Annotated in this window: 14 protein-coding genes and 1 pseudogene; 3 read left to right on the forward strand and 12 right to left on the reverse strand. The window is 32.8% G+C overall.

What is annotated here, in order from left to right; translation table 11 throughout:
- The 6 genes and pseudogenes from Q0876_RS14910 to Q0876_RS14935 form a co-directional block, all read right to left on the reverse strand.
- Positions 1-2420: pseudogene (locus Q0876_RS14910) on the reverse strand (CUB protein); the annotation flags it as partial.
- A 136-nt stretch (positions 2421-2556) separates the two neighbouring features.
- Entirely contained in the window at positions 2557-3381 is an 825-nt protein-coding gene (locus Q0876_RS14915; RefSeq protein WP_299229425.1) for an ABC transporter permease subunit, read from the reverse strand.
- 44 nt (positions 3382-3425) lie between these two features.
- Positions 3426-4322 carry an ABC transporter ATP-binding protein gene (locus tag Q0876_RS14920; RefSeq protein WP_299229428.1) on the reverse strand — a complete coding sequence of 299 codons (897 nt, stop codon included), beginning with the start codon at positions 4320-4322 and terminating at the stop codon, positions 3426-3428.
- Between the two features lie 155 nt (positions 4323-4477).
- Positions 4478-4993 carry a hypothetical protein gene (locus Q0876_RS14925; protein ID WP_299229430.1) on the reverse strand — a complete coding sequence of 172 codons (516 nt, stop codon included), beginning with the start codon at positions 4991-4993 and terminating at the stop codon, positions 4478-4480.
- A 14-nt stretch (positions 4994-5007) separates the two neighbouring features.
- Positions 5008-6024 carry a COX15/CtaA family protein gene (locus tag Q0876_RS14930; RefSeq protein ID WP_299229433.1) on the reverse strand — a complete coding sequence of 339 codons (1017 nt, stop codon included), beginning with the start codon at positions 6022-6024 and terminating at the stop codon, positions 5008-5010.
- Positions 6025-6047: 23 nt separating this feature from the next.
- Entirely contained in the window at positions 6048-6611 is a 564-nt protein-coding gene (locus tag Q0876_RS14935; RefSeq protein WP_299229436.1) for an adenylosuccinate lyase, read from the reverse strand.
- A gap of 41 nt (positions 6612-6652) precedes the next feature.
- Between Q0876_RS14935 and Q0876_RS14940 the strand changes: the two genes are divergently transcribed.
- The 3 genes from Q0876_RS14940 (at position 6653) to Q0876_RS14950 (ending at position 8960) form a co-directional block, all read left to right on the forward strand.
- Positions 6653-7126, forward strand: coding sequence for a heme-binding domain-containing protein (locus tag Q0876_RS14940; RefSeq protein ID WP_299229439.1), 474 nt, complete (start codon positions 6653-6655; stop codon positions 7124-7126).
- A gap of 11 nt (positions 7127-7137) precedes the next feature.
- The gene (locus Q0876_RS14945; RefSeq protein WP_299229442.1) at positions 7138-8376 is read left to right on the forward strand and encodes a glycosyltransferase family 4 protein; all 1239 of its coding nucleotides are present in this window, start codon (positions 7138-7140) and stop codon (positions 8374-8376) included.
- Between the two features lie 68 nt (positions 8377-8444).
- Positions 8445-8960 carry a lipocalin family protein gene (locus Q0876_RS14950; RefSeq protein WP_299229445.1) on the forward strand — a complete coding sequence of 172 codons (516 nt, stop codon included), beginning with the start codon at positions 8445-8447 and terminating at the stop codon, positions 8958-8960.
- Here Q0876_RS14950 and Q0876_RS14955 read toward each other — a convergent pair.
- The 6 genes from Q0876_RS14955 to Q0876_RS14980 all read right to left on the reverse strand — a co-directional run bounded on the left by Q0876_RS14955 (position 8947) and on the right by Q0876_RS14980 (position 14364).
- Positions 8947-9615 (reverse strand): aspartate/glutamate racemase family protein, encoded by a 669-nt coding sequence (locus tag Q0876_RS14955; RefSeq protein WP_299229448.1) that lies wholly within the window; start codon positions 9613-9615, stop codon positions 8947-8949. The genes Q0876_RS14950 and Q0876_RS14955 overlap by 14 nt on opposite strands.
- Before the next feature lie 3 nt (positions 9616-9618).
- Entirely contained in the window at positions 9619-10566 is a 948-nt protein-coding gene (locus tag Q0876_RS14960; protein ID WP_299229451.1) for an L-histidine N(alpha)-methyltransferase, read from the reverse strand.
- Positions 10567-10598: 32 nt separating this feature from the next.
- Positions 10599-11753 carry an ergothioneine biosynthesis protein EgtB gene (egtB, locus tag Q0876_RS14965; RefSeq protein ID WP_299229454.1) on the reverse strand — a complete coding sequence of 385 codons (1155 nt, stop codon included), beginning with the start codon at positions 11751-11753 and terminating at the stop codon, positions 10599-10601.
- Between the two features lie 78 nt (positions 11754-11831).
- Entirely contained in the window at positions 11832-12221 is a 390-nt protein-coding gene (locus tag Q0876_RS14970; RefSeq protein ID WP_299229457.1) for a hypothetical protein, read from the reverse strand.
- A gap of 18 nt (positions 12222-12239) precedes the next feature.
- On the reverse strand, positions 12240-13463 hold the full coding sequence (locus Q0876_RS14975) for a hypothetical protein (RefSeq protein ID WP_299229460.1): 1224 nt from the start codon (positions 13461-13463) through the stop codon (positions 12240-12242).
- On the reverse strand, positions 13453-14364 hold the full coding sequence (locus Q0876_RS14980; protein ID WP_299229464.1) for a hypothetical protein: 912 nt from the start codon (positions 14362-14364) through the stop codon (positions 13453-13455). Before Q0876_RS14980 ends, Q0876_RS14975 begins: the two co-directional genes overlap by 11 nt.
- Positions 14365-14429 lie beyond the last annotated feature (65 nt).

A 14429-nucleotide genomic window follows, 5' to 3' on the forward strand; every position in this document is an offset into this window, starting at 1 on the left:
TTGTTAGCAGCAGTAGAACTGACTTGAAGCGTTACTTGCGCAGTGTTGGTACAACCTGTAATGGTATTGGTAACGAGCGCATAAACTGTTTGTGGGTTGAAGAAATTATCAAAGGCATCGGCATTGATAGGATCTTGATTATTTTGGAGATCATTAAGCGATAAGAAGAAATTAATTTCTCTATCAGAAGCACCACCAGTAATAGCATCAAAGGCTTGATTGAGATCAAAAGTGGTAAACCCTTCAGGAATACCATCTTCATCACATTGAATGAGACTAACTGTATTGGCTTCTGGAGCATCATTGATGATCATAGAGAATGAAGCGGTTATATAACAGTCTGTATTAGTACTGTTTTCTACTCTAACAAATAATTCTTCAGTATATGCTGTAGTATTTGTATACGTATTTGGCAAGGCATTTGTGTTGTTATCAGCATCTTGTTGCGTTGCATGATAGCTTACAGCAAAAGTTGTAGTGCTTTGTGTTCCTAAGAAATGATGATTAAGCGAGTTGAGCTCTACAGTAGTAAATCCATCCGTAGTATTTCCAAAAAAATCAATGTCACAAACATTTACATCATCAAGAGATTCAATAGTAGGTATAATAAATACTTCTAATGCGAATTCTGTGATGTCAAAGCATTTGTCATTATCTACATTATCAACTCTTACATAAATCGTTTGAGGGTTTTCGGTATTTTCAAATACTTCTGTAATCTCATTTATATTATTAGTAGCATCATCTAAAGTTGTGTAGTAGTGTACGTTGAATGCTGTTGGATCTTGAGTTCCTAATATATCAGTATCTTGAATTGTAAGATCAAATGATGTATTAGCTTCTTCATTGCAAACAACGATATCTTGTGGTTGCGTTGCAGTTGGGATTTCAAAAATACCCACTAATGCTTCACCTTCAATAGGACATTCACCATTATTTGGTTCAACAAATACTTCATAAAAACCAGGAGTGTCAACAAAAAGCTGAAATGTTGTTTCTGCAAGTGGTGCTCCATCTTTTGACCAATTATAAGTAGCTCCAGCTATATCTTCAGCCATTAATGTATAATTGTTTCCTGTACATAACTTCAGTTCTGTCGTGCTTTCGCCATTCTGAATAATATCAATTTGAGAATTAAAGAGCGATTGTATGAATGGAGGCAAGCCGATTCTACTTAAATTTTGAAAAGTACCATTGACATCTAGGAGCATGCCAGTTTCATCATAATTCACAGCAGTTCCATCTGCTTCAGGATTATTGATAACACCTAAAAATCTACCGCTTGTAGAAACATCTGCAAAATTCACCTGCGCTCTGTAAATTCTTTTATCTAATCCTAATTGTAATGCTCCAGCACTTAGATTAGTTGATGTAAAAATGTTCTGTCTTGAACTGGGAATATCTGCAGCTTCAAGATCCCATTGTAATAGTTGACTCGATCCTGTTCCAGCAGCACCAGTATCTATAGTAGCATATACTTTTCTGTTTTCAGAGGAAAACTCTACGCCATAAGGGCTATTTCCATTTTGCGGACCGTATAATTCTATTGAATTTGATACCGTACCAGTATCATTATTAAAATCGAATAGGTACACACCTCCAGCACCATTTCTACCAGGTTCATCAGCAAATCCAAAATGCGCAACTACTAGTTTAGATCCATCAGGCGAAGCTTTCAAATAGCCTAAAGCATTTCTTCTGTAACCAGATACTGGTACAATTGGTCCAACGGTAGAAGCTACAGGAGTAGTATTAACTCCGTTAGTGTCTACTTTAAAGGCATAGAATGTATCAATAAAATGAGTAATCACCCAAAAGGATGAGCAATCATCGGCTTTTACAGCGGTAATTTTTTCTGAGCATTTGAAATCTAATTCTTGAGGATCTGTAGGGTCGTAGGTTATTAGTTGTATGTTTTTTTCAGAATCAACAACATCTCCTAAACCACCTTCTAATGTAATATCAACTAATGAGTAGGTGAGTCCGTCATTAACACCATCACCATCTTGATTATTTGGAAAACCTACCGAGTTGAAGTGGTGTGGTTCATCAACAGTAAATATATAGTAAGCACTTGGATCTTGAGGTTTTGGGACGATTAAACCAGAAGATGTACTTGAGTCATCACCTTTTAGACCTGTTCCTAGAGTTTCACTAGCATTTGGCATTGCCACATGGTTTGCATTCCAAATTGTACGACCGTCAGAATAAAATAACAGATTGCCATTTGTGTCTGATATTGATGTGCAGCCTTCAAGTGTATCTAATTGTCCATCTGTTATTGAAGTTACAGTACCAGTTGAATAGTCAAATTGTAATCCAGCGTTTTGACCAAAATACCAAAACGACGCTTCCTGCTGTGCATACGTGAATATACTACACAACAAAAGTGTAACGAATAGTATTGATCTCCTTTTCATTTTGGTAATAGCAATAACTTTAGCAGTCTTACTTAATTATAACATGTATTGTGGTAAAATTACTACCTAATTTTAAAAGTTAGGTAAAACTTTAACATAAAACACTGCAAGGGTAAGATGTTAAGCTATAAAGATATTACAAATCACGACGTTTAAGCAATCTATAAGATGAAAAGATGAAAATTACTGTCCAAGCTAAAACTATTGCTATTTCATGCCAATGTACTGCAAAGTCATATATAAAGTCTTGCTTGTTAGGTACTTTAGACATAACAATACGTTGAAATGGCTGATCAATTAACTTGTACATGGATTTTAATGGGAAGAAATTTTGAATTTTATCGGCAAGAGCTTCGTTAGTTTTCCATGTAAGTATGCCATAAATAATCCATTCCACGATAAATAATACAAATAAAAATGCTAGTGCAAAGGCAGAGCGTTTTACAAGCATTCCTAAAAACAGGCACAAGCTAAAGAACCCGACAAGTTTTAAGAAATATGCAAATAAGAATTCCGAATCTATAAATATTAAAGACATTTCATCTATGCTTGAATAGTAAAGTCCTATACATAAGCAGATTAAAAATATCAATAATGTAGCTACTGCAGAAAAGAAGACTATCGTGTAAAACTTAGAGAGTATAAACTCTTTTTTGCTTAACCCATCAATGAGGTTTTGTTTGATGGTCTTATTACTGTATTCATTACCTATCATACTTACCACTACAATGGCAAAAAAGAATTTGAATTGAGAGGCAAAAAACGTAGTGATGTGCCACACGATTGGGAAATTGAAAATTCCATAATGACCTAATTCTAAAACAAAGAGTCCGAAAAAATTAATTCTAAGTGATGATAGAATAATTACAAAAAACGGAAGAATGAAAGATATGAATATAAGTACTTTACTTGCTCTATTTAATAAAAGCTTTTGAAGTTCAAGTTGTAAAAGTCTTAACATGATGGGTTGATTTTTTTTCTGAAAACTCAGTATTTGATTGATGATTATTTATTGTCTGTTAACTGTAAGAATTGCTCCTCTAAACTTTCTTTGCGCTTCACTAAATGTGATAATACAATACCATTATCAAACATAAGTTGATTGAATGTAGAGGCATTCATTGGGTTGTTTAAGAATGCAGTAATGATTTTGTCTTCTACAGTTATATTACCGAACGAGTTATCTTTTTCTAGAAGTCGTAGAAGTTTCTCTTGCTGATCTGATTGTAATTCAAAAAAACCATGACTAGAAATCATTTCATCCACTCGTCCCGAATACAATTTTTCACCTTTTCTAAGAACAACCACATGCGAACACACTTTTTCAACTTCGTCTAAAAGGTGTGAAGCTAAAAGTATTGTAGTGCCTTCACTTGCAATTTGTTTAATGATGGCACGAATTTGATGAATACCTTGAGGGTCTAGACCGTTGGTTGGTTCATCTAAAATTAAAATTTCTGGGTCATTTAGTAATGCTGAAGCAATTGCCAAACGTTGTTTCATGCCTAATGAGTAGGTTCGGAATTTATGATCTTTTCTTTCTAGTAAACCAACAACTTCAAGTTTTTCGTTTATCTTACTGTAGGCTACACCTTTAATCTTACATACCAACTTTAAGTTTTGATAAGCTGTCATATATGGATAAAAGTTTGGGCGTTCAATAATAGCACCGACTTTCTTTAAAGCATCATGAGTTGTAGTGTTACCATCAAACCAAAGAAATTCACCTTGGGTTTTATTAACAACGTTTAATACAATACCTAATGTTGTAGATTTTCCACTGCCATTGGGTCCTAAGATACCATAAACATTACCTTTGTTTATAGTGAATGATAAGTCTTTTACAGCAGTGACTGGACCAAATTTTTTGGTGAGATTGTTGATGGTTAGTATAGATTCCAAATTAATTGATTTTATTACTGAAACAGTTCAGAAATGATTGATTATATGTATGACGAATGTATACAAATTTTGTTACAAGCATGTAGTTTCATTTTGGATATAGGAAGAAACACACTTGAAATGCTTAATCAAATTTAAAAAAAGTAAAATTTGGATTAGTTCCAGTTTTCGTCAAAATCTAGATTGTCGTAGTCATCAACATCTATGTCATCTTCAAATTCATTGAAATCATTAAAGTCTTCAGCTTCAAAGGTCTTTTCAGGCGCTGTGTCTGGTATTTGTCCGTGAACAAACATAAGGTTAGGGTAGTCTGTTCCTTCGGCTTCTTCGACTATTTCAGCTAGTTCAACCAAAAATGTCCACATGCTTAGAAAATCATAAACATAGATTAATTTAGTTTGTGCTTCATGAACGACATCATTGAGTTTGGTTTCGTTCATTAAACGCACAGTACCTTGACCTTCACTAACGTCAAACATTGATATTTCTTCACCTTGATCCCATTCATCATTACTTAGGTAAAACGAAGCCATTTCTATACCATCAAAACCAAAAGATTGTGTGATGGTGTTATGTAAATCTTCAAGAGAGTCTGTTTCACGAATCTCTATATCACGAAATACATCATCTTCAGTATCATTGTCTAGTATAACTCTAAATCTATAAATCATGCTGCAAAAATAACTTATTTACTAAAACGGTGCAACGTAAATGTCATAGCTGTTAATAATAAAAAAGCACCTACTTGATGCGTAACACCTAGCCAAACAGGAACAGCGTATATGATTGTTAAAATTCCTAATAAAAACTGAACAAATACCATTATAAGTAAAGCATTTATACCATACAATTGAGGTGTTGTAAGTATTAACTGTTTTCCTCTATACCATATCATTAGTATGATGAATACTACCACATAGGCTAAGGTCCTGTGTACAAATTGCACACCACTTTTGCCTTCAATGAAGTTTTTATAAACAGGGTTTTGTTCTATGTAAACAGTTTCATGCATGAATTTACCTTCGCTCATCATAGGCCAATGGTTGTGTATAAAACCAGCATCTAAACCAGCTACAAATGCACCATATACAATTTGTAATAATAGAATTGTCAAACCTAACCAAATGAGGTTTCTCATTTTTTTGTTGATGTCATTTTTATTGGGAAAAATTAAATCTAATGCCACCCAAAAGGTATAAGCAAATGTGATAAAGGCTGTGGTTAAATGGGCTGCAAGTCTATAATGACTTACGTCTGGATTATCTACCAATCCACTTTTCACCATGTACCATCCTAAAAACCCTTGAAATCCGCCCAAACACAATAGGATTATTGATTTTTTAATTGTTGGTTTTGAAAGTTGTTTAGTTATTAAAAAATATAAAAATGGAATAAAAAATACCAGTCCAATAAAACGACCAATAACGCGGTGTAACCATTCCCAAAAGTAAATGTCTTTAAAATCTTCGAGATCAAAATGAGTATTTAGTTTTTGATACTCTGGATACTGTTTGTAGAGTTCGAATGCTTCTTGCCATTCTACTTCATTCATAGGAGGAATAGTACCAGCAATTAGTTTGTAATTTGAAATTGATAGACCTGAATGTGTTAGCCTAGTGATTCCTCCAACAATGACCATTATAAAAATCAAAATACATCCTGTTAATAGCCAATATATAACTTTGGTATTGTCTTTTTTCATTTTTTCCTTTTCTACAGTAGGCTTTAGGCCTTAATTTTTTTTAAAATATGTCTAGCTCTAGCTTTAAAGCCAGAACTTTGCATGTGATAATCTCGTTCTAATATCATTGCCAATTCTGGATGAATCCAATCATGGTCTTTGCCTAATAAGAATAACGCATTCATGGCATAGGCTTTAGGTGCAATTTTTTCATCGTTGATCATCCAATCAAAACAGGCTTCTATAATCTTTTCTAGATGTTCATGCCTTAAAGCCGTTTTGATAATATGATCGTGCTTAGAATAATATGCCTTTATTAAATGCTCACATACTTTTGCCACAGGTCTTACAGCAGAGTCTAGATGTACTTTATGAATACTTTCAGTAAATCTACTAAGATGCGGAATGATTGCTTCAAGCTTTTCGCCGCACATGAATTCAAATACCCAAGCTGCTCGACAAGAAATCTTATCATCAATCATAAAAAGGATATCCAATAATTCGGAAATGAGTTCGGGTTGCGAGATGACCAAATTAGCATAGTATAAGCGCTTTTCTCGCGAATGGTTGACGTAATTTAATTCGTTGTAAAGTTGTTCTGTAGTCAAACCTTTTTTTAGTACATTTAAGCACTACAAAAATAATCAAAATGAAGCTTATAAAAAAGATACTTTTGGCATTACTTGTTGTGTTTATCATTGCACAGTTTTTTGGTCCAGAAAAAAATGAAGGCGATCTTACTTCAATAGAACCCTTTTTAGTAGAAACAAATCCTTCACCACAAGTTAAAGGTATTTTAAAAGAAACCTGTTTTGATTGCCATAGTAGTGTAACTCGTTATCCGTGGTATAGTTCAATTACACCTGTGAATTATTGGTTAGATGGTCATATAGATCATGGTAAAGGGCATTTTGATGTTTCAAAGTGGGACAGTTACACAGTGAAAAAGAAAGATCATAAACTTGAAGAATTAATAGAAATGGTTCAAGCTAAGGAAATGCCTTTGCGTTCTTACACCTGGACACACAGTGAGGCAAATTTAACTCAAGAGCAAATCAAAGCAGTTATAGATTGGGCAAAAAATGTACGCTCAAATTATGCTTCTCAGCTTTCAAGTGATTAGCGTTTAATGTTGTGAAAAAAACACTTCTCATCATTGGCTTCGTTTGGCCAGAACCAAATAGTTCTGCAGCTGGAAGTAGAATGATGCAACTCATAACACTATTTAAATCTCTAAAATACACTATCACTTTTGCTTCAGCGTGCACTAAAACTAAAAATGCCTTCGATTTAAAACAGCTTGGAGTAGATCAAGTAACAATTAAACTTAACGATTCTAGTTTTGATGACTTTGTTGCAGCATTGAATCCTAATATCGTATTATTTGATCGGTTCATGATTGAAGAGCAATATGGATGGCGTGTTACTGAAAATTGCCCTAATGCTTTAAGAATATTAGATACTGAAGATTTACATTGCTTACGCAAAGCACGCCAAAAGGCATTTCAATTAAAGAAACCTTTTAATGAAAAAAATCTTTTTAGTGATGACGCTAAGAGAGAAATAGCAAGTATTTATAGATGTGATCTGAGTTTAATTATCTCAGAAGTAGAAATGAAAATACTAACAGAAACATTTAAAATTGAAAGTAGATTACTTTTTTATCTACCATTTTTATTACACCCTATTTCAAATACTTCGCTTATAAATCTACCTAAATTTGATCAACGAGAACATTTCATAACTATTGGAAACTTTTTGCATCCGCCAAATTACCAATCGGTTTTATATCTAAAGCAAACCATTTGGCCACTAATTCGTAAAGAATTCTCTAAAGCAAAAATTCTTATTTATGGTGCTTATGCCTCTCAAAAAATCACACAACTTCATAATGAAAATGATGGATTCATTATCAAGGGCTTTGCAAAAGATGTTAACCAAGTCATGCAATCTGCAAGATTATGTCTGGCACCTTTACAATTTGGGGCTGGTTTAAAAGGGAAACTTATAGATGCCATGCAAAACGGTACGCCATGTATGATGAGTTGTATTGCTGCCGAAGGTATGTTTGGTAATTTTGATGCTAATGGTTTTATTGAGGACAATCCTGAGGCCTTTGCTCAAAAAACAATCGAATTGTACAAAAATCAGAGCCTATGGACAGAAAAACAAGATAACGGATTTAGAGCAATTAATTCGCGTTTTCAAATTTCAGATTTTCAAAAGCCTTTCATCAATACACTAGACTCTATATTATTAGATCTTTCTGCACATAGACAAGAAAATTTTATCGGACAAATACTACAGCACCATACTATACAAAGCACGAAGTTTATGAGCAAATGGATAGAAGAGAAGCAACATAAAAAATAATCTCAAAAGGGCTGATGACATATTGATAAATAAGCGATGGGTTGGTATAAACTATAAACTATCAAACCATGAAAATTATTATTAAATTATGTGTTCTATTAATTGTATTTAGCCTATTTTCTTGCTCATCAGATGATGATGGTGATACTACTACCAGTATAGAAGGCACTTGGGTGTTGAGCGCTCTGCGTGTTGAAAGTGCTTTCGATTTTAATGAAGATGGAACGGCTTCTAGAAATTTATTTGTTGAAACACCTTGTTATAATGATGATCTAATTAGGTTCAGGTCTGATGGCACAGTAAATATCATTAGTGCACTAACTTCAATAACAGTAGAAGTAACCAGTGCAACCGAATATGAGCACGTTTATGAATGCTTAGATGGTTTTGATACCGAATCTACTTGGACACATGATGGAAACACGATTACTGTTGAAAATGGTAACGATGATTTAGTAGGAACGCTATCAGGTAATATCATGAATGTATTTGTTTCAGATTTCTTTCGAATAGAAATGTATGATGGAATGAATTTCACCTATCCTAATGAAGATGTAACCTTGGTTTACACTAAGCAGGAATAATATGATCTATTTGGAGCATGGCCATGTCAATTAGTTTTTCGTTATAAAGCTTTTTATGATTGAGTGATAATTCTGTACAGGCTATAACCACATGATATGAAGCTGTATAGTGATCGATTAATTTTTTATACCTACTAAAATCTTCTTCAGAATCAGAGTGTGTATATAATTTCTTTCTAAAATCATCGATCTCCAATATATTTTGATCTGAAGGAATTATAGTAGTAATACCTTGAGCTTTTAAGGCTTTTGATATGTATGATGATTGCATGGTATATTGAGATCCAAAAAGTACAATTTCATTTATATCCTGTGCGCTGCAATAGTTTATTGTTAACTCAATAGGATGAATAATACTTAAATCATGGTCAATTTTATCTAGTGTTTCGTGCAAGGTAATGTTAGGAATCAAATACCGTTGTGTAGGTAATCTTGAAATTGAATTCAAACAATCAGTCAGTTCAGGAATTAATTGATCAAACTGGTTTGGTAGATGTATATTGATTCTATTAAAATCTATTTGATATAAAATAAAAGGGAAGGTGTGATAATTGCCAAAGCAATTGTGATAACGCTCATGAAGTGCTTCAATGTAAAATTGCGTGCTTCTAGAGCCAAGACCTAAAACACATAATTGATTAGATACGCTATTCAAAATCTATCTCTTTTTTAAAATATAATCTGCAAAATACAAATTTGAATCCATCAGCTTAGTAACCACTTCTAGATTGCTGTTTTCTAAAATATTATTTAATATGGTGTCGTTGTACTTTCTTGAGGTTTCTGTATGAATCTTTTCACCTTCATAAAATGTAAAAGTTTTATTTAATTCATCAATAGTAACGCTTTGAGCTTTAGTACTTACAAGGTAACTTCTTGCAATCCCTTCATTTTCAGTATATTCTGGAATATGATTAAAAGCTTTAATATCAAAATTTGCCTTTAGCTCTTTATTGATTCTACTTAAAAGATTTAAGTTGAATCGTTTGGTAATACCTTGACTATCATTATAAGCAGGAAGTACAATCGATTCAGGTTTTATTAAATCTACACCTAAAAGCACTTTATCGTTCGTGTTTAGAACATTACTAAGTTCGGTGATGAATTGTTTAGCGCTATCATCTGTTAAATTACCAATATTTGAACCTAGAAATAAAACCACTTTTTGAGTGTTTGTAGCCTTTAAAGAAGCCAATATGTCGAAATAATCACCTTGCTGCTTTGAAACATTGATATTTGGCAATTCGGTATTCAAACTTCTTTCTAATTGATCTAAAGCGTTTTGAGATATATCTATTGGGAAATATTTGAAATCATAGCCATTTTCATCTAATTTCTTTAAAAGATGCTTTGTTTTTGTGCCATCACCTGCGCCTAATTCTATAAGTTCAAAAGGAATTTGTGGATTGAGTTCCAGACTAGTAATAATACCTTGAGTCTGGTTTTTGAATATATCCATTTCTGCATTAGTAAGATAGTATTCTGGCATATTCATGATTTCTACAAAAATGGCATCACCAATTTTATCATAAAAGTATTTTGAGGATAATGATTTGTTGGGTTTACTTAACCCTTCGTTTACATCATTTATAAAGGTATTGCTCATTTATTGTTTGTCGTTACTGATTATTTTATTAATTAAGTATTAGAAGCCAGTCTAATTCCTGAAAACTGCCATTGTGTTTCAGGGGAGAAAAAATTACGATAGGTAAATCTACTATGATTTTTTGGTGTGACACTTGATGAACCTCTGAGTACCATAAGATTGATCATAAATTTTCCATTATATTCACCAACTGCTCCCTTTGCTGTTTTAAAATTTGGGTATGGTAAATAAGCTGAGTATGTCCATTCCCAACGATTTCCCCAATTAAACTGTTTTGAAGCAACTTCCCATTCAAATTCTGTAGGTAAACGTAATCCCTTCCAAAAGGCAAATGCAGAAGCCTCATAAAATGAGATATGACAAAGTAACGTATCAGGATTTAGGTCTTTTAATCCAGAAAGTGTGTAATGTTTCCATTTATCATCCTCTAAAGCCCAATACAAAGGGTGGTCAATCTTATTTTTAGTTATCCAATGCCATCCATCATCTAACCAATATTTTGGATCTGAATAACCACCAGCTTCAATAAACGCTATATATTCGCCATTGGTAACTAAATGTTTTGCAATTTTAAATGGTTGAAGGAATATTTTATGAGAAGCCAGTTCGTTATCGAAACAAAAGTCGTTACTGGTATGACCTATATTGTAGTTACCTTCGTTTATTTGAAGCCAACCATTTTCTGTGTTTTTTTGCTCAACAAAATTGATGTTATCATACTTTGGATGAATAGGGTTTTGAGAAAACGTATACTTCAAATCTGTTAGTAAGAGTTCTTGATGTTGTTGTTCGTGATTTATACCTAAAATGGTCAATTCTTCAATTTCAACAGACGGTTTATTTTTTAAAAGCACTATCATGGCCAGATCTACATGCGCTCTATATTTATATATGGTTTCTATATTTGGTCTCGTGATCAAACCTCTATTTTGTCTTTCAATACGTTGCCCTAAACTGTTATAATAACTGTTAAATAGATATCCAAAACTAGAATCAAATACTTTATAGTCTTTTGTATATGTTTTAAGAATCATCTCTTCAAAAAACCATGATGTATGTGCCAAATGCCATTTTGGAGGACTGGCAAATACTGTAGATTGAGGTGTATAATCTTCAATTTGAAGCGGTTTACATAAGGTTTCAGTATGAGTTCTAGTTGATTTAAAACGCGTTAAAGTGTTGTTCATGTATTTTAAGAAACAAAATTTAGTACCTATAAGTTATATAGTATGGTCAAAGATAAGTAAGAAAACTTACATACTTTTTTAAGATTTTCCTAAATTATTTTTAGAGTTGAAATATGCTTTTTTAAAGAGAAGACTATAAATAATCAAAGGAATCAATATGCAGATAATAACAGAAGCATTAGTGTAATTGGCACCTAGTTTATCGAAAGATCTTAAAAAGTCAGCTGAAGCATTAAATAATTTATTTGAGAATTTTGAAAAGCTATCAATTACCAATATGCCAATTAATATGATGATAGTGTAACCAATCGTAAACCGATAGCTTCCTTTTATGCTATCAATAAGAAATGCCCAAGATAGAGGTATACAGATATACCATATAATGATATTGATTTCTTTGTAGCTAAAACCTGTGCTATCTGATAAAAGCATTAAGCATTTATATGTGAAATCAAATATGTCTTGCATTTGATTATTAAGTTCAATTTATTTTACTATTAGGTCTTTTTTATGGAAGTAATACTCAAAATCTTTTAATTTAGAAGTGTGTATAGATCCCTTAACCGATTTGCAAGCATTACTTAGACTATAGTTGATATGAAAAGTAATGTTTTTAGAATCGTCAAATGTTATGCCCATATCATCAATACTATAATACTCTAGTGTAAAGTCATTTAAACAAGGTTGTGTACTTGGAATCGTCTTCAGATAATTGTAATGTGCTTTTGTTTCTTCGTTGATTCTTTGCTCAATTTGTTTAATATTTGAGTTAAACATTTCTGAGTTTTTTATAGCGATCAAAGTATCATCAACTTTTCTGTACAATTGATATTCCAAATTGTCATTTTCTTGAGAATTGTTATTTGCTGTAGCTATTGATACAAAATTTCCGAAGCTGCATGTTGTTTTTGTATTAGAAGTGAGTTCTTTAGATTGTCGTGAAGGCTTTTCAGTTTGTTCGGTAATGCATTTAACCTCAATGGTTTCAAATGCTGCTGTTCTGGTTTTAATGTTGTCAATCTCTAAGCCTAACACCAATAATTTATGAAATGTTGGTAGGATGGCTCCAGTTTTGGTTGTGGTCCAATCTTCCCACGATGCTTCTAGACCTTTAATAGGCAAGATATCAACCCACATTTGAAAGCTAGTGGGTTTACCATTTTCATCTAAGTGCCATAAATAGGAGTCTCCTGGAGTAGTTCCTCCAGACGTATACGTGACTAATAGCGCATCGTTGTTATCTTTAGTTTTTACAATACTGCGGTTTACGCCATCGTCAAATACTTTATAAGGTGCTACCAACCAAAAAGTATCATTATTGAAGAAATGCTCAGCTTTACGAATGTACCCATGGGCATCAGTATTATTATAAATTGTATTATCTATGAATACCTGTGACTTGTCATGATTGTTTAAGTCTAAGTTTACTTTGATGTTTTTCCAATAAATTTCACAGATATTTTCAGATTTGTACCATTTATAATGATGCCTTTTTTTAAAGGTAAATTCAATGTAATCGGTAGCTTTGTAGGCATCATGATCTAATGCGTCGAGCATTTTTATGACCAAATTATCTGCGGCTTGACCTTGAACACCTATAGGAAGATCTTCATTATATTTTAGGTATACAAAACCAAACAGTAGAAGAGAAGGTAAGGTGAAAAATATAATAATACCTAGACTAATTTTTAGAATGCGCTTAATTTTCATTTGCTAGTTTGTCTTTAATAGATCTTGCTAAAAGTTTTGCAGCGTTTTTATGATGTCTGAACCACAACTCAGGTTCGATAAGTTCTAATTCTGAAAGTGCAATAGCTCCATTATTATCTTCAAAAACATCTACTCTAGCATAAATAGGTAATTCAATACATGCTTTAACACAGGCCTCGGCAAAAGCGACTTCTTCATCACTAGGCTTGTAATTATGAATACTTCCTCCAAAATCGTCTTGTACTCTAAAATCACCAGCTTTGGCTTTTTTCAGAATAGCATGAGTATACTGACCATTAAAAACCATCATTGAAATTTCACCTTTAGTTATAATATTATGCTGAAATGGTTGTAACATCATTGCTTCGTTAGAAATGAGTTTTTGAAAAATAGATTCATGAGAATTTAAGTTTTCTAGATCTAGTTTATAGGTGTGTCTTGCTGCACCAGAAATACAGGGCTTCAAAACGGTATCTTTCCAGTCTAATATGTGATGTAATTGAGCTAACGTTACTTGTGCTCCTTGTTCTATAAAATGACTTTCTGCGATGTGAATACCTTTTTCATGTAGATCTAATAGATAATGTTTATCGATATTCCAACGAATTAATGCTTCAGAATTCAAAAGTGTGGTTTGCTTTGAAATGTTTTCTAACCAAATGGAAAATTCCTTAAAACGATCAAAATAGTCCCAAGTAGTGCGAAACAATACCGATTTTGTGGTAGACCAATCAAAAAGATGATCGTCCCAAGCCAAGCGCAGTGTTTTAAGTCCTAAATCCTCTAGAGCATGATGTACCAATCGATCTTCATAATAAACATTGTGTTTATAGCTATCGGTTTTTGAGTCGTTGAGATAACGATGGTCTGTTAAAATCACACAATCATATAGTATTGGCATGCAGTATTGTTTTTTATTTCAAAACAAAGATAATGGTTTGTTATATTTATAGTTGGTTATTGTGA

The sequence above is a fragment of the uncultured Psychroserpens sp. genome (assembly GCF_947503375.1).
Taxonomy (GTDB): domain Bacteria; phylum Bacteroidota; class Bacteroidia; order Flavobacteriales; family Flavobacteriaceae; genus Psychroserpens.

What these genes read in the sequence shown, in the direction of transcription:
- Q0876_RS14915 (WP_299229425.1), bottom strand. Translation starts at nt 3,381, where the DNA reads ATGTTAAGACTTTTACAACTTGAACTTCAAAAGCTTTTATTAAATAGA.
- Q0876_RS14925 (WP_299229430.1), bottom strand. Translation starts at nt 4,993, where the DNA reads ATGATTTATAGATTTAGAGTTATACTAGACAATGATACTGAAGATGAT.
- Q0876_RS14930 (WP_299229433.1), bottom strand. Translation starts at nt 6,024, where the DNA reads ATGAAAAAAGACAATACCAAAGTTATATATTGGCTATTAACAGGATGT.
- Q0876_RS14940 (WP_299229439.1), top strand. Translation starts at nt 6,653, where the DNA reads ATGAAGCTTATAAAAAAGATACTTTTGGCATTACTTGTTGTGTTTATC.
- Q0876_RS14950 (WP_299229445.1), top strand. Translation starts at nt 8,445, where the DNA reads ATGAAAATTATTATTAAATTATGTGTTCTATTAATTGTATTTAGCCTA.
- Q0876_RS14960 (WP_299229451.1), bottom strand. Translation starts at nt 10,566, where the DNA reads ATGAGCAATACCTTTATAAATGATGTAAACGAAGGGTTAAGTAAACCC.
- egtB (WP_299229454.1), bottom strand. Translation starts at nt 11,753, where the DNA reads ATGAACAACACTTTAACGCGTTTTAAATCAACTAGAACTCATACTGAA.
- Q0876_RS14970 (WP_299229457.1), bottom strand. Translation starts at nt 12,221, where the DNA reads ATGCAAGACATATTTGATTTCACATATAAATGCTTAATGCTTTTATCA.
- Q0876_RS14975 (WP_299229460.1), bottom strand. Translation starts at nt 13,463, where the DNA reads ATGAAAATTAAGCGCATTCTAAAAATTAGTCTAGGTATTATTATATTT.
- Q0876_RS14980 (WP_299229464.1), bottom strand. Translation starts at nt 14,364, where the DNA reads ATGCCAATACTATATGATTGTGTGATTTTAACAGACCATCGTTATCTC.